This window comes from Micromonospora hortensis (assembly GCF_022230935.1).
GTDB lineage: Bacteria > Actinomycetota > Actinomycetes > Mycobacteriales > Micromonosporaceae > Micromonospora > Micromonospora hortensis.
In genome coordinates this window covers 257,897-275,540 of record NZ_JAKKFE010000011.1, presented here as the reverse complement: position 1 = coordinate 275,540, position 17,644 = coordinate 257,897, and the positions used below count along the sequence as shown (strand labels likewise).

Below are 17,644 nucleotides of genomic sequence, written 5' to 3'. Positions count from 1 at the left end.
GTCACGGCCCCTTACCGGTTGCGGATCGGTGGGAGGTGTGTGGCTCTGGTACCCCCACCGGGCTGCGCGAACCCATGGTTGACGATGCGTCCGACGGTGTCCGTGGTGCTGGCGGTGGCGGTGGTGACCCGGCCGCCACGATTGCCCTGCCGCCGCCGGGGTAACCGCCGCCATGGCCGCCGACCGCCCACCCGCCGACCGCGATCAGTCGCGGTTCGATGAGACCGCCGAGCGGACGGTCCGGCGGGTGCGGCACCGTGGCGGGCAGGCCGGCCGGATCCGGGCCCGGCAGTGGGAGGTCACCCTGGTGATCTCCATCCAGGCGGGGCTGGCCGCGGCCATCGCCGCCCTGCTCGCCAAGAATCTGCTCGGCCCCGGATCGCACGTCTTCGCCCCCGCCGCCGCCGTCGGCACGATCGCCACCGCCATCGGGCAGCGGGCCCGCCGGACCTTCGAACTGTTGGGCGGCGTGGCCCTGGGCATCGTCATCGGTGACACGCTGCGATTCCTGCTCGGCTCGGGCCCGTGGCAGACCGGCGTGGTGGTCGCGCTGGCCATCGCCGCCGCGTTGCTGGTCGCGGGAAAGGGTGGTCCGCTTGTCGGTCAGGCCGGCGGTACCGCCGTGCTGATCGCCACGCTGGCCCCGATGGAGCGTGGCCTGGAGGTGCCCCGGATCTTCGACGCGCTGGTCGGTGGTGCCGTCGGCCTGGTGGTTGTCGCGCTCCTGTTGCCGATCAACCCGATGCGGGTGCTGGACCGCGCCGCGGCACCGATCTTCACGATCCTCTGCGAGCAACTCGCCGAGCTGGCGCGTGCGCTGCGCGAGCGCGACGGCGCCGGGACCATGGGTGTCCTGGAGCGGCTCCGCGGCACCGACGACGACCTGGGCCGGTTGCACGATGCGCTCAGCGGCGCCGAGGAGGTGGTGACGATCGCCCCCGTGCGCTGGCACCGTCGACAGCAGTACCACCGCTACGCCCGCAGCGCGGGTCACCTGGAACGGCTGCTGCTGGACACCCGCGCCATGGCCCGTTGGTCGACCACCGCGTTGCAGTACGACGAACCGATTCCGCCGGAGCTGCCGGAGGCGATGGCCCGATTGGGTCAGGCGGTGGCGGAGATGCGGGTGGAGTGCAGGGTCGGTGACGACCCTCGACGGACCCGCCGGTTGATCGAGGAGTGTGCAGAATTGGCCGGGCGGGCATCCGCGACCGGCGTCAAGTCGTTCGGCGAATCCCTCGTCACCGGACTGCGCACCGCAGCCAGCGACCTGCTCCGGGCCGCCGGTTCCGAACCCGAGGACGCCAATCGGATCGTGCGCCGGGCGGCCGGAGCCGGCGAGGCGGAGATCCACCCGCCGGTCCGCCGACAACTGCACCGGGCCCGACCGACGCGAGCCGCCCGAGCCCGTCGACGCGCGCACCTCGCCGCCCGGGCCCGTAACGACGGTCGGGCCGGCCTCCCCGCACGGGAGAGGCCGGCCCGGTGAACCGTGGTGATCAGGAGGAGTAGCCGCGCTCGGCGATCCAGTTGGCGACCTTCGGCAGGCTCATCCAGTACTCGCCCAACGCCGGGTCGGCCGGGTCGGCGACCCGGATCGTGTCACCACCGTCGCGGTAGCCGACCAGGGTCAGGTAGTGGCCACCCTCGTACGAGTGCGGGTTGCCGTCGGTGTCCACCGTCGTGCCCTTGATGTTGGCCACCACCGGGCGACCGGCGTCCACCGCCGCCAGCACGTCACGGCGCAGCTGCTCGACCTGGTCGGGGCGGGCCACCGAATCACGGATCTCGGTGGTCCGGTACTTGCCACCGGTCAGCTCGTTCAGCACCCGGGTGGTGTCCAGGGCGGAGGGGGTACCCGCCTCGGTGGTACCGAGCAGCCGAGCCACCTCGTCCTGGGACAGCGCCTTGCCCTGGGCGGACAACGCGATCCGGGTCGCGGCCGGGCCGCAGTAGTAGAAGTTCGGCTGGGCCTGGTAGTCGACGCCGAGGATCCGCTCGGCGTGCCGGTCGTTCTGGCTCGACGAGGCCGGGGCCGCCTGAGCCGGGGCGGCCTGCGCGGCCACCGCAGGGCCGAGGGCGCAGCCGCCGGCGACGAGCAGGCCGACGACGGACAGGCCGCTCTTCTGGACGATCGGGTTCATGGTCGAGTCTCCGTTCGGGGGTTGGCGCCTCCGGCCAGCGGAGGGCGGCAGCACCGGGAATGGCGCTCGGCGCAACACGGCCGACCATTGGTGGTCTCGGCCCTGGGCGTACCGAGGGCGTAACCGCTCTGCTCCACGGAGAATTCCGCCGACTGCGGGCACCGGTGTCGCGCGGCGTCCCTGCCCGACCCGAACCGGTCGTCGGGGACAAACTGTCAGCTCAGAGACTGCCCAATAGCCTGGTCACGGTGATCTCGATGACCACCCGCTCCGGATTCGGCCGTGGTGTCCGATATCGCTCGGCGTACCGCCGCTCCGCCTCGGCCACGGCGGCCGGATCCGACCGCAGCACCGCGCGGCCCTCGATCGTCAACCAGCGGCGGCCATCCACGTGGCACACGGCCACCGCAGCGCCCGCCGTGCCGGCAGCCGCCACCTGGCGGGCCTTCCGGGAGACGCCGGAGGTGATGACCCGGGCCAGGCCGGCCGCCGGGTCGAGAGTCACCCCGACCGGTACGACGTGTGGGGTGCCGTCCGCCCGCAGTGTGGTCAGCGTCGCCAGGTGTCGTTCGGCGCAGAAGGCGACAACCCGCTCATCGTGCACGTCCAACCGATGATCGCCCGTCATGCCCCGTCCCCTGTCCGCCGAACCGACCCCGATCATGGCACGCGGCGGCGCACCTGACCCCGATCCGTCGGCGCGTCCGGCTGACCGGGCAGCTGCCGACCCGCCGCCCGACGTTGGTGCACCAGCCGGGTCAGGTAGATCAGCGCGGCGGCCAGGACCCCCATGTCGTCCAGGTAGATCGGGTCCGGCAGCACGTCGACCGGGAAGATCGTGTAGATCAGCGCCCCGTAGAAGGCGACCTTGCCGCCCGCGCCGAGCCCGGTCAGCATCCGCCGGGTACGCACCACCCGCACCGCCAGCACCACGGCACCGACCAGTGTGGCGAGCGCCAGGATGCTGGCGATCACCACGAGGACCCACGCCTGTCGGGACATGCCGTCACGCTAACCCACCCGGGCCCGCGCGGCTCAGAACGCGGGCACCGTCGCACGGCCGCGTGCGGTCACCTTGTTCTCCCGGGTCTGCTCGACGTTCTCCCGAGGCTGCGCGCCCACCGGTCGGGCAACCTCGCTCAGCGGCAGCACCGACGCCGACTCGGCGACCCGTCGACCGGTCGCGGCGTGCGCCTCCTCGCGCAGACTGCGAGCCGCGGCCACCGCCAACTCCGCCGCCCGCCACGCGGTCTGCTCCCGCTCGCGGGCTGCGGCGTGCCGGGCCGCCAGGTTGTCTCGGATCGCCCGCTGGAGCACCAGCTCCTGCTCGACCGGGTGCAGTCGCGGGTCCCAGCCGTCGCGGTGCGCGAAGACGTCGCTGAGCTGCTCCACCGACAGCTCCCGCCGCCAGTACGCATCCAGTGCCGCCCGGTGCAGGTAGCGCTCGCGGTCCGCGTACTCCGCGGGGGTCCGTGCGGTGTGCGGCAGCGGCATCGCGGCCGCCGCGTCGAGCCGCCGTACGCCGGCCTCGGCCGCCTCGTACGCCAGCCAGGCCGCCTCGACCGCCTCCTGCGCGGCCACCCACTCCTCCCGGCGGCGCCGCACTGTGGTGGTCGCCCGCTCCGCCGCCACCGCGACCTCCTGCGCGTAGCGGCTCTGCTCCCGCTCCTCCTGAGCCTGCTCAAGGTGGCTCGGCATGGCGGCGCGGCGGATCCGGGAGCCCGGGTCGAAGCGGAATCGGCCGGGCCGCAGCAGGAGAGCGGAGACAGCGACGGCTACCACCCCGAGCAGGCTCAGCCAGATGACGGCGGCCCGGGAGAGGTCTGGCAGGACGGCGGAGAGGATGGTTTGCATGATCAGCACCTCGCGGTCGAAGGCGGGTATCGACGGGCGGCAGAGGGCCCGGTATCGCCGGTCGGCCCGGTGGCGGGATGGTCCCGTCGACGGCGACCTCAGGGTGCCGTGCGGGATGATCAGCCGGGATCGGGCCCCGGGGGTCGCCGGGCCTGGCTCAGCGGGCGGGCGGGCCGCGTCGTGCAGGAGAGCCACGGCCGGGATCGATGGCCGGGACGTGCACCGGGCCCGCCGCGACCGGACCGGTCGCCGTGGCGGTATCGAACGTGCCAGCCGGCGGGGCTTCAGCGGGCTGGGCGGCCCGCTGGTTGGCCGGAACGGCATCGGGGCGGACACTCGGCACCCGGCTGCTCACGGCACTGGGCCGCAGCTGTGTGGGGGCGGGCGGTGGGGTCGCGGCGAGAGCGGCACCGAGGCCGACCGCGAGCACCAGCGCGGTGACCGCCAGGCGGGTCAGTTCCCGCAGTGACCGCAGCACAGCCCACCTGGCTGGGCGGACAGACGCTGCGGACGACACCAGACCAACCTATCGTCCGTCCTGGCCTACCGCAGCACGGCGATGGACGGCGCGGGCGTGACCGCCACCACCATGCGCACTGTGGACGCCGACGGTCGGGGCCCAGGAATGGCAGTGCCCCCGACCGGACCAGGTCCGATCGGGGGCACCGTGCGTCGCCGGGGGCGGCACCGCTGGTGGTGTGTGCCGGCGTCAGGCCGTCATCAGTCGCTGGTGCCGAGCACCGGAGGCGCGGCCTTGTCGTCGCCCTGCCACACCATCTCGTCCTCGGTCAACCAGGTCAGCCGCTCGTCGGAGTCGTCGTCCTGCGCTCGACCCTGCCCGCCGAGCACACCGGGCCGGCCGCCGCCGGACCCCGGCCGGGCGTTGCCGCCGGTCATGGCCGGGCGCCCGCCGCTCCCACCGCGTTGGCCGTCGATGCTGCGCCCGACCCCGTTGGCGGCGCGGGTCTCCGCCGGGGGAGCACCACCGCCGGTCGGTCGAGCCGAGGCGGGGGGTGCGTTGCCCGAGCCCGCGAGCGCGCCGCTGCGCAACACCCCGCCGGCCGGTGACCCGCCCTGTGCTCCGTAGAGCAGGCCGGGACCGGTGCTCGCCGCAGTGGGCGCGCCGGCCGGCCCGGACAGCCCGACCAGCCCGGCAGCACCACCGCCGAGCAGCGCGCCACCGACGAGGGGGTCGGCTCCGGCGAGGGAGGTGCCGCGGTCAGCGAGGTCGCTGCCAACGCCGATCGGCGCGGCGCCGACAGCCGGGCTGCCACCGGTGCCCGAGCCGACCTCACCCGGAGTCGAACCGTCGCCCGGCAGTTGGGCAACCCGGTCGGGCGACGAGATGGTCGCGTCACCGGTGCGCGCGGTGTCAGCGCCGGTGGTGGGACCGCCGGACACCCTGGCGATGGCCGAGACACTCTGTGGCGTCGTCGGATCCTTGCGGGCGGTGGTCGGAGTGTCCGGGTCGGGCGGGGGTGGTTCGACAACCCGGTCGTAGGCGGAGATCTCGTAACTGTTGGCCAGGCCGGCCACCAGGTTCACCATCCGCTGGTGGGCCTTCTCCTGCTCTGCCTTGTCCTGCTGGTGACCCGCGATGCCCCCGATGATCAGACCGGTCAGCCCGAAGGTGGCACCACCCTTGATCGCACCGCCGATCGCCTTGTCGTTGTCGTCGGTCTCCTCAGGGCTCTCGGCCTCCTTGTGGGCGGCGCGCAGATGGTCGGCCATCATGGTCAACCCCTGCTTGATGCCGGCCATCCCTTCGCCCAACGCGTCGCTGTGGGCGACGATGAAGCTGAGTCGCCGGTGGAACTCCCGACCCGCCGAACCCGTCCACGTGTTGCTCAGCTTGTCGAGGTCGCCGCTCAACTCCCGGCCGAGGCCGTCGAGGATGCCCTTGAGCTCGGCCCACTGGGTGGCCACGCCCTCGATCTGCTCCGGCTTGCCCGCCATCAGGCCGTCGTACAGCTGCTGGTGGCTGTTGCCCTGGTAGCGCTGGGTGTATTCAGACACGCCCGTCCTCCTTCGGCTGCAACGCCCGGTCGACAGGGGTCAGCGCGGCGGTGACGTCGTCGGCGTTGGCGGCGTTACGCGCCTCGGCGGTGCGGTAGTTGCTCAGGATCGTGCTGGTCGCCTGCTGTGCCGCCAGCACCGCCTGCCGGATTCGTTCGGCCTGCTCGACATAGGACTGGTGGACCTCGCTGTAGCGACGCGCCTTGTCGGTGGCGTCGAAGAACGAGCCCAGCGCCGGAGGACGGCACTGCATCTCGGTGTTGAGCTTGCGCAGCACCGACTCGGCCTGACTCAACCGCGACGCCAGGTGCTCGTGGAAGTCCTCAAGGGACAACAGGTCGACTTCCGTACGCCCGGCCATGGCAACATCCCCGTCGTTCTGGTTGACAACCGTCAGCGACATTCAGGTTAGTCCACCAGTGCGACTCCGGGCGACCCGTCGAAGCTGCTCAGCCGTCGGCGTCGGTCGATTCCGTGGACCCCCCACCGGTCCCACCGCTCGACGGGGTGCCACTGGCCGACCCCGACGGTGGCGCCGCGGACGACGACCCCGACGGTGGCGCCGCGGACGGCGTGCCCGAGGGCGGCGCAGCGGATGGTGAGCCGGGCTCCGACGCGGCCGACGGTGGTGCGGACGGTGCCGGCCCGTCGGCAGTGAAGACGGCGAATGCGTCCTCGCGATCCAGAGTCGGCCCGGTCGGGATCAGGGCGAGCAGGGAGCCGGGCACCGCCAGCGGGGTGATTCCGCCGTAGCCGAGCACGTCCAGTGTCGCCGCCGAGCCGAGCGGATACCGGATGCCCTGCGGGCTGATCAGGTAGATCGTCGACCCGGCGGCGCCGGAACCGCTGGTCCCGGCACCGGGTGAGGCCTGTGCGATGACACCCTTGCCGCCGGGCAGCAGCACCGCCTCGGCGGTGCGTACGGCGTCGCGCCTGGTCTGGCGCACCGGCACCAGGCCCGGATCGCTGTCGGTCAACTCGGTCGGCACCCGGTCGAAGACCTCCAGTGTGGTGGTCGGCGGGCCGCCCGCGGTGCCCTTGCGGTACGTCGCGCACAGCGTGGTCTGACCGGGCTGAGCCGGGTAGAGGGCGGGCATCGTCGAGGGCACCCCCTCCTCCTCGATCCGCCGCTCCTCGAACGCCTCGCTGGCCTGGTTCGGGGTGATGTCGGTGATCCGACCGCCGTTGCTGACGAGCAGCAGAGCGGTGATCTCACTGATCGAGACAAGAGCGTCCCGGGTCAGCACGTAGTGCCGCCCGGCGGCCTTGAACACCGAACCGACGTCGTGCGTCTGCCCGGCCACCGTGCGACTGCTGGGCTCGCCCTCACCCGGCAGCGACGGCCGGCGCAGCGGTGGCCCGGCCGGCACGGCGTTGAGCAACTGCTGCCCGACCTGGAGTCGCTCGGTGCCGGCCATCCGTAGCGCCGTGATCGTGCGGGACGGATCGAGCAGTTGGAGCCGGGTGTTGTTGGTGACCAGGTATCGCTGGTCGTTCACCGAGACCAGCACCGCCCGGTCACCCAGCGGCGTGCCGCCGGGCAGGGCCCGGTCGATCACCAGCCGGGTGCTGGACCGCTGCCTGTCGACCGGGTCGGGCACGTCGCAGACCGACCAGGGCAGCCCGGTCAGCGACTTGCGGTCCGGCAGGGCGTCCGGTGCCCCGACGATGCCGACGGTGACGCCGCGGGGCCGGTCCCGCAGCGACGCCTGGGACATCGTCCGCACCTGGGCACTCGCGTCGTTCACGATGAGGCGCGCCGACGTGTAGTTCAGCGTCGGGTGCAGCTTGCCCTCGATGAAGACGTACGTCGCGCCGGTTTCCCGTTCGATGACGAGGGTCTGATCGTCCAGCGGCGCCGCGCCACCGGTCAACTGCCCGTAGGCACCCACCCCGCCGAGCACGATGGCCGCGGTGAGGACACTGCCGAAGACGGCCATGCCGAGCCGTCGCATCGGCAGGTTGGTGGTCTCCGGATCGCCCGACAGCAAGGCGGAGACGATGCGGCGGGTGACGAAGCGGTACGCCTGCACCTGATCGCGGCGGGTCCGCATGACTTACCTCCGGCGGGGTGGATCCGCGACGATCAGGGTCGGGGTGCCGTCGCGGGCTTCCCTACGATAAGGGGCCGACGGTGGTTCCTTGGGACCACCGCTCGTGGCCGGCACCGGAGGAGACCCCGGCGCAGAGTCGTACCGTGCAGGAGGGACAGTCAGCGATGACGCAGGTTCAGGCGGCACCCGTCCGAGCGGTCACGGACCCTGTCGACGTTCCGACCCGGCCGGCGCCCCCGGCCGAGCGGCCCGGCCGTGGGCGGGTCGGCCCCGTGCTGGTCGGGCAGCTCGTCGTACTGGAGTTGTGCCTGGTCGGCGTCTGGGCCGCCACCGCCGGACCCAGCTGGGTGCTCGCCGCGGCCGGCGCCACGGCGCTGCTGGTGGTCCTGGCCGCCTTCGCCCGTCGGGGTGGCCGCTGGTGGTTCGAGGACCTGTTGCTGCGCCAGCGGTTGCGGCGACGCGGCGAACGGGCGTCGGCAGCGCTGGCCAGCGGTACGGCGACCGACCCGAGGTTGGCTGCGCTCGCTCCCGAGCTGAGCGTCATCGAGCTGACCGACCGGGGCACCCGGCTCGGCATCGGGCGTGACGACCAGGGCTGGTTCGCCGCCGTCGCCCTGCAGTCCGCGACCGGTGCGGCGGTCGGCTCCGTCGACGCCGCCGCGGTGGACCACGCGCTGCGGGTGCTCGCGGACTTCAGCGCCCCGGTCTCCCGGGCCCAGGTCGTCGCGCACACGTTGGTCTGGTACCCGGCACCCGGTGCGCCGCCGGCTGCCCACCGGACCGTGTGGGTCGCGGTGCGGCTCACCGTCCGGGACGCGCGGGTCGAGGCCGTGAGCCGGGGCGGCGGGCTGACCGGCGTACACCGGACGGTGGCGGCCGGGATCGGCCGGCTCGGCAAGGCGCTGACCTCGGCGGGGCTGGCCCATCGCCCGCTGGGCCGGGAGGAGCTACGCGCGGCCATCGTCTCGGCCGCCGGTCTGGACCTGGTGCCCGAGGCGCCGGCGGAGAGTTGGCGTGGGTTGCGGGGCGGCGGCTGGACGCACCGCTGCATGGCGCTGCGGGGCCGCTTCGACGCGCAGCTCGGTCCGCTGGTCGACGCGATCACCGCGACCTCGGCGCCGTCGCACACGGTGGCCGTGACCGTCTCGTCGGACGGTCGGGTGGCGGCACCGCTGCTGCGGGTTGCCGCGATGGACAACCACGTCGAGGCCCTGGTCAAGGTGGTTCGTGAGGTCGCCGGCCGGGTCGGCGCGTCCACCCGGCCGATGGACGGCCAGCATGCTCCGGGCGTCTACGCGACCGCTCCGGTCGCGTCGGCGCTGGGCGTCTCCGCCGGTCCGCGGTCGCGCTGACCGGTGCGGCGGCGGCGCGCGGTCAGGGGCGGAGGTTGACGATCCAGCCGTAGAGGCCGCAGACCCAGAAGGCGAGCGGCACCAGCGAGATGATGAGCAGGATCTCGGCGATGTCGAGCAGGCGACCCCAGACCGGCGAGATGCGCTTGCCGGCGACGGTCAGACCGTAGATCAGGCTGATCACCGCGGCGAGCACCAGACCGCCCAGGATCAGGCCGAGCCGGACCGGCAGCGACCCACCGGCGAACGTGGTCGCGGCGGCCAGGCCCAGACCCACGGTGCCTGCCAGCAGCACCGGGGTGCGCTGGGAACGGCCCAGGAGGGGGCGGGCCCGCAGCAGCGCCAGCAGGGCCAGCACCAGGCACAGCAGCACCGCGGGCAGGCGCCCGTCCAGGGCCAGCACGAGTTGCGCGCCCAGCACCAGCAGCGACACCGTCCACAGCAGACCGGTGAGGAACTGGTCGGCGCGCTCACTCTGCTGGAGCACCTGCCTGCCGTCCACCGACTCGCTGTCGGTCTTCAGGTCCTCCGGGCCGGTCGGAATCGACGGCACCGGCAGCCGGGCCAGCCGGTAGGCCATCATCGGCAGCGCCGGCACCACGCCGAACGCGACAGCCGCCACCACCGCGGCGGAGGCCGCCGCGTCGAGGCCGAGGGCCAGGCAGAGCACCGCGCCCAGGCCGGTCGCGGCCGCGACACCGATCGCCGCGAAGAAGAGGGGGTACCGGTCGCCGACCGCCAGCACGGCCACCGCGCCGGCCACCACGGCGGCGGTCGCCGCGAGAAGGACATGCGGACTGGCCAGGTCGGTCAGCGCTCGATCGCCGGCGAGCAGCAGCAGGCCGCCGGTGGCCGCGTGCACCAGGGCGACCAGGGCCAGCACCGAGCCGATGCCGCTGTCACCGGCGGCCCTGGACAGCACCGCCGAGCCCACCAGCAGCGCCACCGCTACCAGCAGCGCGGCCAACGCGCCGGGCAGGTGGGGCGGACCGGCGAAGAGGGCGGCCAGCGCGCCGGCGCCGAACGCCGCCGCCGCGAAGACCACAGCGAAGGAGCGGGTCGCGCCGACCTGCCAGGCGCCGGGGCGCTGGTTGGTGGCGGTGGCGACCGCGTCCACCACGTCGTCGAAGACGATCTCCGGTGCGGCGTCGGAGCGGGGGTTGAAGTAGAGGACCTCACCGTCGCGGACGCTGAGCTGCGCAGCGGTACGACCACCGTCTAGGGGGGCACCGCCCAATCGGGACAGTGCCCATCCGCCGTGCCGCGCACCCTCGTCGGCCATGTCCTCGCCGGCGTAGCGCAGCAGGGTGGGGAGCAGGTCGGCCAACGGCACGTCCGACGGCAGCGCCAGATCCATCCGGGTACGCGGAGCCACGATGGTGATTCGGCTGAGACCACCGGTCGCCGTCTTCGTCGCCACAGTGGCCTCCAGGTGTGCGTCTGTGATCGGCTGGCTGGAATGCCGCGGTCCGGGTCCACCGCGCACACGGCAGATTACCTACGATGACGGCACGTACGATGCCCACCCGCGGGCGGTGTTCCGCGGGCCGCACGTCATCAGGGCCGCTTCTGGGGAGGAGACAGCCGTGAGCACTGTGGTGTTCCGCCGGCTCCCGCGTCAGCCGGGGCCGGCCCTGCCGCGCGGCGAGGTGCTGCTGGAGTCGCCTCCCGAGCTGCCCGAGCCGACGCCCCGCGGGATGGGGCAGCTACTCATGATCCTGCCGATGTTCTGCGGGGTCGGTGCCATGGCGTTCCTCTACGCCGGCAAGGGCGGCGGCATGATGACCTACGTCGCCGGTGGTCTGTTCGGTGTCTCGATGCTCGGCATGGCGATCGGCTCGCTGGCCAACAGCGGTGGCAAGGACAAGGCGGAGCTGAACGCTGATCGCCGCGACTACATGCGCTACCTGGCGCAGATGCGCAAGCGCACCCGCCGTGCCGCCGAGCAGCAGCGGGCCGCGATGGCCTGGCGGCACCCGGAGCCCGACGCGCTCTGGTCGATCGCCGCGTCCCGGCGACTCTGGGAGCGGCGGATCACCGAGGACGATTTCGGCGAGACCCGGATCGCCCTCGGCCCGCAGCGGCTCGCCGTGGAGATCGTTCCACCGGAGACGAAGCCGGTGGAGGACCTGGAGCCGATGAGCGCGATCGCGCTTCGCCGGTTCGTCCGGGCACACTCCACTGTGCCCGAACTGCCGACGGCGCTGTCGGTTCGCGCGTTCAGTCGGGTGGTGCTGCGCGGCGACCGCGAGCCGGTGCTCGACCTGACCCGGGCGGCGCTGGGGCAGCTGGCCACCTTCCACGCACCGGACGACCTGGTGATCGCGGTGGTCGCCGCACCCGACCGGCAGTCCTCCTGGGGCTGGGTGAAGTGGCTGCCACACGCCCACCACAGCGGTCGTACGGACGCGGCCGGCGCGCGCCGTCTGGTCTTCGCCAGCCTGGCCGAGGCCGAGGCCTCGCTCGCCGCCGAACTGGCCGGGCGGCCCCGGTTCGCGCCGGAGGCCAAGCCGCTCACCACCGCCCCGCACCTGGTCGTGGTGATCGACGGCGGGGAGATCTCGCCGACCTGCCAGCTGGTTGGTCCAGGGCTGCTCGGCGCCACAGTGATCGACCTCTCCGGGACGGTGCCACGCGACGCCGGCCGCTGGTTGCTCTGCCTCGACGTCAATGACGGAGGTTCACTCGACCTGGTCCGGGGCAGCTCGTCGTCGACGCTGGGTCGGCCCGACCGGCTCAGCGCCGAGGCCGCGGAGGGGCTGGCCCGACAGATCGCCCCCTTCCGGCTCTCCCAGCAGCAGACCGGCGGCGACGAGCCGCTGGCCCGCAGCACGGAGCTGCCGGATCTGCTCGGCGTCGGTGACGCCGCGGCGGTGGACGTGCAGAACACCTGGCGCCCGCGTGGGCACCGCGACCGGCTGCGCATCCCGCTCGGCGTCGGCCCGGACGGCAACGTGGTCGAGCTCGACTTCAAGGAGTCGGCGCACGAGGGCATGGGCCCGCACGGCCTGGTGATCGGTGCGACCGGCTCCGGCAAGAGCGAGTTGCTGCGTACGGTGGTGGCCGCGTTGGCGGTGACCCACTCGTCGGAGGAACTGAACTTCGTCCTGGTCGACTTCAAGGGCGGCGCGACCTTCGCCTCGCTGGAGGCCCTGCCGCACACCAGCGCGGTGATCACCAACCTGGCCGACGAGTTGCCGCTCGTCGACCGGATGCGCGACGCGCTCGCCGGCGAGATGGTGCGCCGGCAGGAACTGCTGCGGGCGGCCGGCAACTACGTCTCCCGCTTCGAGTACGAGAAGGCGCGCTCGGCCGGTGAGCCGCTGGCGCCGATGCCCAGCCTGCTGATCATCTGTGACGAGTTCAGCGAGCTGCTCGCCGCCAAGCCGGACTTCATCGACCTGTTCGTGATGATCGGCCGGTTGGGTCGGTCCCTCGGCGTGCACCTGCTGCTGGCAAGCCAGCGCCTCGAAGAGGGCAAGCTGCGGGGCCTCGACACGCACCTGTCGTACCGGATCGGTCTGCGGACGTTCTCCGCCGTGGAGAGCCGGATCGTGCTCGGCGTACCGGACGCGTACGAGCTGCCGAACGCGCCGGGCCACGGCTACCTGAAGACGGACACCAGCACCATGCTGCGGTTCCGGGCCGCGTACGTGTCGGGGGCGTACCGGGCGCCGGGGCAGCAGGCGTCCGCCTCGCAGGCGCTGGTGCAGCGCCGGATCGTGCCGTACGGTCTCGACTTCGTTCCGGTGCAGGTCCCGCAGGTGCCGGTGGCCACCGCTCCGGAGCCGGAGCAGCCGGCCGACGGCAAGGCCGTCGCGATGCTCGACGTGCTGATCGACCAGCTCAAGGGCCGGGGCCGCCCGGCGCACCAGGTGTGGTTGCCGCCGCTTGCCGACCCGCCGGGCCTGGGTGAGCTGCTCGGTCCGCTGGCGGTGGACCCGACCTATGGGTTGTGCACCGCCTCCTGGCCCGGGCGCGGGCGACTGACGGTGCCGGTCGGTGTGGTGGACCGTCCCTACGAGCAGCGCCGCGACCCGATGATGGTCGAGCTGGCCGGGGCTGGCGGCAACGTGGTCATCGTCGGCCGGTCGATGAGTGGCAAGAGCACGATGCTTCGTACGCTGCTGGCCTCGCTGGCGCTCACGCACACGCCGCGGGAGGTGCAGTTCTTCTGTCTGGACTTCGGCGGGGGCGCGCTGCGCAGCATGGAGCGGTTGCCGCACCTGGCCGGGGTGGCGGGTCGGCGTGACGTCGAGGCGGTCCGCCGGACGGTGGCCGAGGTGGTCGCCGTCCTGGACGAGCGGGAGGCGCGTTTCGCCCAGCACGGCATCGACTCGGTGGCGAGTTACCGCCGTCGTCGGGCCGCCGGCGAGTTCGCCGACGACCCGTTCGGCGACGTGTTCCTGGTGGTGGACGGGTGGAACACCCTGCGCCAGGAGTACGAGGAGCTGGAGCAGACCATCACCACGTTGGCCAACCGGGGCCTCGGCTTCGGTGTGCACGTGGTCCTCACCGCCGTGCGGTGGGCGGAGATCCGGATCAACATGCGGGATCTGCTCGGCACCAAGTTGGAGCTGCGCCTCGGCGACGCGTCGGAGTCCGAGATCGATCGTCGGGCGGCGAACAACGTGCCGGAGAAGTCGCCCGGTCGCGGCCTGACCCGGGACAAGCTGCACTTCCTCACCGCCATCTCGCGTATCGATGGCCGTCGCGACATCGACGATCTGAGCGAGGCCTCGCTGTCCCTGGCCGGGCACGTGGCGGCGAACTGGCCGGGTCGTCCGGCGCCGAAGGTGCGGTTGCTGCCGCGTCGGCTGCCGGTGGCGGAGCTGGCCCGGATCATCGACCGGTCGGCACCGGGTCTCCCGGTCGGTGTCAACGAGTCGGCACTCGCGCCGGTCTACCTGGACCTGGCCAACGAGCCGCACCTGACGGTCTTCGGCGACGCGGAGTGCGGCAAGACCAACCTGCTGCGCCTGATCGCCCGGGGGATCACCGAGCGGTACACGCCGGCGCAGGCCCGGTTGGTGATCGCCGACTACCGGCGTGGCCTGCTGGGGGCGGTGGAGGGTGACCACCTGCTCGACTACGCCCCGTCGAACCAGGCGTTCGCCCAGGGGCTCGGGTCGATCCGCAGTGCGCTGTCCAACCGGCTGCCCGGCCCGGACGTGACGACCGCCCAGCTACGTGATCGGAGCTGGTGGAAGGGTCCGGACCTGTACATCCTGGTGGACGACTACGACCTGGTGGCCTCTGGCGGCAGCAACCCGCTGAGCGCCCTGCACGAGTTGTTGCCGCAGGCCCGCGACATCGGTCTGCACCTGATCGTCACGCGCCGGGTCGGTGGTGTGTCCAGGGCGCTGTACGAGCCGGTGCTGCAACGACTGCGCGAGTTGGACTCGCCGGGCCTGCTGATGTCCGGAAACCGGGAGGAGGGCGCGGTCTTCGGCACGTTGCGGCCGAGCCCGCAACCGCCCGGTCGGGGCACCCTGGTTCGCCGTCGTGATGGCCAGCAGCTGATTCAGACCGCGTGGTCTGAGCCGACCTGAGCGCTGTCGGTCGTTCGGTAGGGGGTGGTGGGCCGTCCGGCCCGATTCACCACCATCCATCGAACGTCACCGGTCAGGGCTGCGAGGGCTGGACGCGTTCCGCTACGGTCTTCACAGGAGTGTCCGTCGGTGGGGTGTTGCTGCCTTGCCGCGGGGGAGGGGTGCGGCGAAGCCGCCACCACAACAGACGGAAGGGTGTGAAGCATGGCGTTCGAGGTCGAAGCTGCGACTCTGCATACCGCCGCGAGTGACGTGCGGTCCACGCGCAGCGAGGTCGACGGCGAGCTGAAGAAGCTGTGGAACGTCGTCGATGACCTGGCCATCGCGTGGAAGGGTCAGGCGTCCACTGGCTTCCAGTCGCTGATGACGCGCTGGAACGAGGACACCGTCAAGCTGCTGACGGCGATGGACAGCATCGCTGACCTGCTCGACAAGTCGGGTACGACGCACCAGGTCAACGACGAAGAGCAGCAGCAGATGCTGGACAAGTTCCACTCTGCTCTCAACCCGTGATCCGTAGCCGGCAGAGGAGGAAATCGTGACGATTAAAGTTGACTATGCGGTCCTCGAGAGCAGCAACCAGCAGATGCAGGCCATCTCGAAGACCCTTGAGGAGAAGCTCGACACGTTGCGGTCCATGCTGACCAAGCTGCACTGGGACGGCGAGGACCGGGTTGCCTACGAGCAGCACCAGGCGAAGTGGGACGCGGCGGTCCGGGACATCAACCGGATCCTGAACGAGATCGGCGGTGCCGTGGGCATCGCCCGCGAAAACTACCTCACCACGGAGATGAGCAACTCCAAGGTGTGGAGCTGAGGCATCCGCACGAGCGGCTCCGGTCCGGTTCGCCCGGCCCGGAGCCGCTCTGTGTGTGACGTTGGCGGCGGGCGTAGGCGTTGGCGGCGGGCTGCGGTGCGCCGCTCAGCCGGCGGTCGGGGCGTCGGTGCGCCGGCCGGGGCGCCAGTCGCGTCGACGGCCAAGGGCGGTGATCGGTCGCGCGACCAGCAGCAGCACGGCGACTAGCCCGCCGATGACCGCCGCCCAGATCGCGGTGGGGCGCTGCCAGCTCAGCGGGTCGTCCCGCACGGCGGGTGCCGGAAGCGCGCCGGCCGGCGGGTTCGCCCTGGTGCCGAGCAGGCTCGACACCGCCCGGTACGGGTTGACCATCCCGTGCCCGATGTCGGCGTTCTGACCCTCGGGTGGGTTGTCCGCTGTGCGTTTCAGCCGATCCGCGACCTGCTGCGGGTCGAGACTCGGGTAGGCGGCCCGGACCAGCGCGGCCACTCCTGAGACGTACGCGGCGGCGTAGCTGGTGCCGCCCTCCGGCACGGTGCGGTAGCCGCTGTTCCCGGGCGCCGGCCCGACGATGTTCATCCCGGGTGCGGCGATGTCGACGTAGTCGCCGCTGATCGAGGTGCCGACGTGGCCGCCCTGCTCGTCCACACCGCCCACCGCGATCACCCCGGGGTACGCGGCCGGGTAACCCGGCAGGTTCTGCGAGTCTTCCGACCGGTTGCCCGCGGCGGCGACCAGCACCACCCCCTTGTCCAGCGCGCGCTCGACGGCCTCCGTCAGTTCGGGGCGGGGAATTGTGGTCAGGGACAGGTTGATCACGTCGGCGCCCTGCGCGACCGCCCAGTCGATGGCCGCGGCGATCTGTGCGGGGAGTTGCGGGTTGTTGACCGCGCCGAGCTGTGGCAGAACCCGGATCGGCAGGATGCGGGCGGCCGGGGCGATGCCGCTGAAGGGGACGACAGTGCCCTCCCGGCCCGCGATGATGCCGGCGATCAGCGTGCCGTGCCCGGCCTCGTCGCACTGGCCCTGCCGGGCCGGCAGGCCGTTGAAGTCGCGACCCTCGAGCACCTGCCCCTTGAGGAGCGGGTGGGCGGCGGAGACTCCGGAGTCGATCACGGCGACCGTGATCCCGGCGCCCCGGGACAGCGGCCACGCCGACGACGGCTCCAGCCGGCGCAGCGCCCACGGCATCTGGGCCAGGCTGTCGGTGCCGGTGGGCCCGCAGAGGGGCGGTGCGGCGGTCGCGGGGGAGGGTGCCACCAGGCCGGCGCCGAGCAGGACCGCCAGCGTTCCACTGAGGACGCCGCGAAGGGCACGGCGGGACGGGGTCGCGCTCAACGGCGGGCATTCGCGCACCCGCAAAGGTTACCGCCGTGACCGTCGGTCAGCGGCCCCGGTGACCGGGGTCAGGCCCGGGGCTCTGCCTTCGCTGGGGGAACGTCGGCGAACAGCGCGAGCAGGTCGCCGACCTGCCGGTCGGCCTCGGCGGGGTGCCGGAACCGGCCGGCCGGGTTGAGGGTGTATTCGTTGCGTCGCCCGACCCGGGTGCGGTGCAGGTAGCCGCCCGCCTCCAGGTCGGCGACGATCGCCTGCGCGGCCCGTTCGGTCACCCCGACCTCGGCCGCGACGTCGCGTAGCCGGGCGGTCGGATCGCGGGCGATGGCCAGCAGCACGTGCCCGTGATTGGTGAGGAACGTCCAGTTCCGCCCGCCGCCGGTGTCGTCCGTCACCGTGCTCGCCATCGTGTGACCGCCTTTCCGGATGTCCGCCTGCCCTCGCGAGAGTCTGGTCCGCCCTGCCTCGGGAAGGTTGCCCAGGGTGCGGCCGGAGTCAACGTATGAAATCTAAATCACGCATACCTTGACGCATCTTACGG

Annotated in this window: 16 protein-coding genes; 5 read left to right on the top strand and 11 right to left on the bottom strand. The window is 72.5% G+C overall.

The window, feature by feature from the left end; translation table 11 throughout:
- The first annotated feature begins 172 nt into the window (after window positions 1-172).
- Window positions 173-1,489 (top strand): FUSC family protein, encoded by a 1,317-nt coding sequence (locus NIE111_RS08185; RefSeq protein ID WP_238683785.1) that lies wholly within the window; start codon window positions 173-175, stop codon window positions 1,487-1,489.
- Window positions 1,490-1,499: 10 nt separating this feature from the next.
- On the opposite strand, the gene NIE111_RS08180 is transcribed toward NIE111_RS08185, so the two are convergent.
- From NIE111_RS08180 to eccB, 8 genes are all read right to left on the bottom strand, one after another.
- Window positions 1,500-2,144: a C39 family peptidase gene (locus tag NIE111_RS08180; RefSeq protein ID WP_091395184.1), complete on the bottom strand. Its 645-nt coding sequence runs from the start codon at window positions 2,142-2,144 to the stop codon at window positions 1,500-1,502.
- Between the two features lie 220 nt (window positions 2,145-2,364).
- Entirely contained in the window at window positions 2,365-2,772 is a 408-nt protein-coding gene (locus NIE111_RS08175; RefSeq protein WP_238683784.1) for a pyridoxamine 5'-phosphate oxidase family protein, read from the bottom strand.
- Window positions 2,773-2,804: 32 nt separating this feature from the next.
- On the bottom strand, window positions 2,805-3,146 hold the full coding sequence (locus tag NIE111_RS08170; protein ID WP_238683783.1) for a YkvA family protein: 342 nt from the start codon (window positions 3,144-3,146) through the stop codon (window positions 2,805-2,807).
- 33 nt (window positions 3,147-3,179) lie between these two features.
- Window positions 3,180-3,998 carry a hypothetical protein gene (locus NIE111_RS08165; RefSeq protein WP_238683782.1) on the bottom strand — a complete coding sequence of 273 codons (819 nt, stop codon included), beginning with the start codon at window positions 3,996-3,998 and terminating at the stop codon, window positions 3,180-3,182.
- Between the two features lie 157 nt (window positions 3,999-4,155).
- Window positions 4,156-4,476: a hypothetical protein gene (locus NIE111_RS08160; protein ID WP_238683781.1), complete on the bottom strand. Its 321-nt coding sequence runs from the start codon at window positions 4,474-4,476 to the stop codon at window positions 4,156-4,158.
- Between the two features lie 242 nt (window positions 4,477-4,718).
- Window positions 4,719-6,014 carry a WXG100 family type VII secretion target gene (locus NIE111_RS08155; RefSeq protein ID WP_238683780.1) on the bottom strand — a complete coding sequence of 432 codons (1,296 nt, stop codon included), beginning with the start codon at window positions 6,012-6,014 and terminating at the stop codon, window positions 4,719-4,721.
- Window positions 6,007-6,417, bottom strand: coding sequence for a hypothetical protein (locus NIE111_RS08150; RefSeq protein WP_238683779.1), 411 nt, complete (start codon window positions 6,415-6,417; stop codon window positions 6,007-6,009). Before NIE111_RS08150 ends, NIE111_RS08155 begins: the two co-directional genes overlap by 8 nt.
- A 46-nt stretch (window positions 6,418-6,463) precedes the next feature.
- Window positions 6,464-8,068 (bottom strand): type VII secretion protein EccB, encoded by a 1,605-nt coding sequence (eccB, locus tag NIE111_RS08145; RefSeq protein WP_238683778.1) that lies wholly within the window; start codon window positions 8,066-8,068, stop codon window positions 6,464-6,466.
- Between the two features lie 164 nt (window positions 8,069-8,232).
- On the opposite strand from eccB, the gene NIE111_RS08140 reads away from it, so the two are divergent.
- A complete protein-coding gene (locus NIE111_RS08140; protein WP_238683777.1) occupies window positions 8,233-9,420 on the top strand; it encodes a type VII secretion protein EccE in 1,188 nt (395 codons plus the stop codon).
- Window positions 9,421-9,442: 22 nt separating this feature from the next.
- Here NIE111_RS08140 and eccD read toward each other — a convergent pair whose 3' ends face one another.
- Window positions 9,443-10,840 carry a type VII secretion integral membrane protein EccD gene (gene eccD / locus NIE111_RS08135; RefSeq protein WP_238683776.1) on the bottom strand — a complete coding sequence of 466 codons (1,398 nt, stop codon included), beginning with the start codon at window positions 10,838-10,840 and terminating at the stop codon, window positions 9,443-9,445.
- 166 nt (window positions 10,841-11,006) lie between these two features.
- On the opposite strand from eccD, the gene eccCa reads away from it, so the two are divergent.
- From eccCa to NIE111_RS08120, 3 genes are all read left to right on the top strand, one after another.
- A complete protein-coding gene (gene eccCa / locus NIE111_RS08130) occupies window positions 11,007-14,972 on the top strand; it encodes a type VII secretion protein EccCa (RefSeq protein ID WP_238683775.1) in 3,966 nt (1,321 codons plus the stop codon).
- Between the two features lie 204 nt (window positions 14,973-15,176).
- A complete protein-coding gene (locus tag NIE111_RS08125; protein ID WP_030329557.1) occupies window positions 15,177-15,485 on the top strand; it encodes a WXG100 family type VII secretion target in 309 nt (102 codons plus the stop codon).
- A 25-nt stretch (window positions 15,486-15,510) separates the two neighbouring features.
- On the top strand, window positions 15,511-15,789 hold the full coding sequence (locus NIE111_RS08120; RefSeq protein ID WP_030329555.1) for a WXG100 family type VII secretion target: 279 nt from the start codon (window positions 15,511-15,513) through the stop codon (window positions 15,787-15,789).
- Between the two features lie 105 nt (window positions 15,790-15,894).
- On the opposite strand, the gene mycP is transcribed toward NIE111_RS08120, so the two are convergent.
- Window positions 15,895-17,124 carry a type VII secretion-associated serine protease mycosin gene (gene mycP, locus NIE111_RS08115; RefSeq protein WP_238683774.1) on the bottom strand — a complete coding sequence of 410 codons (1,230 nt, stop codon included), beginning with the start codon at window positions 17,122-17,124 and terminating at the stop codon, window positions 15,895-15,897.
- 50 nt (window positions 17,125-17,174) lie between these two features.
- Complete coding sequence (locus tag NIE111_RS08110; protein WP_238683773.1) at window positions 17,175-17,510, bottom strand: helix-turn-helix transcriptional regulator; 336 nt, start codon at window positions 17,508-17,510, stop codon at window positions 17,175-17,177.
- Between the last annotated feature and the right edge of the window lie 134 nt (window positions 17,511-17,644).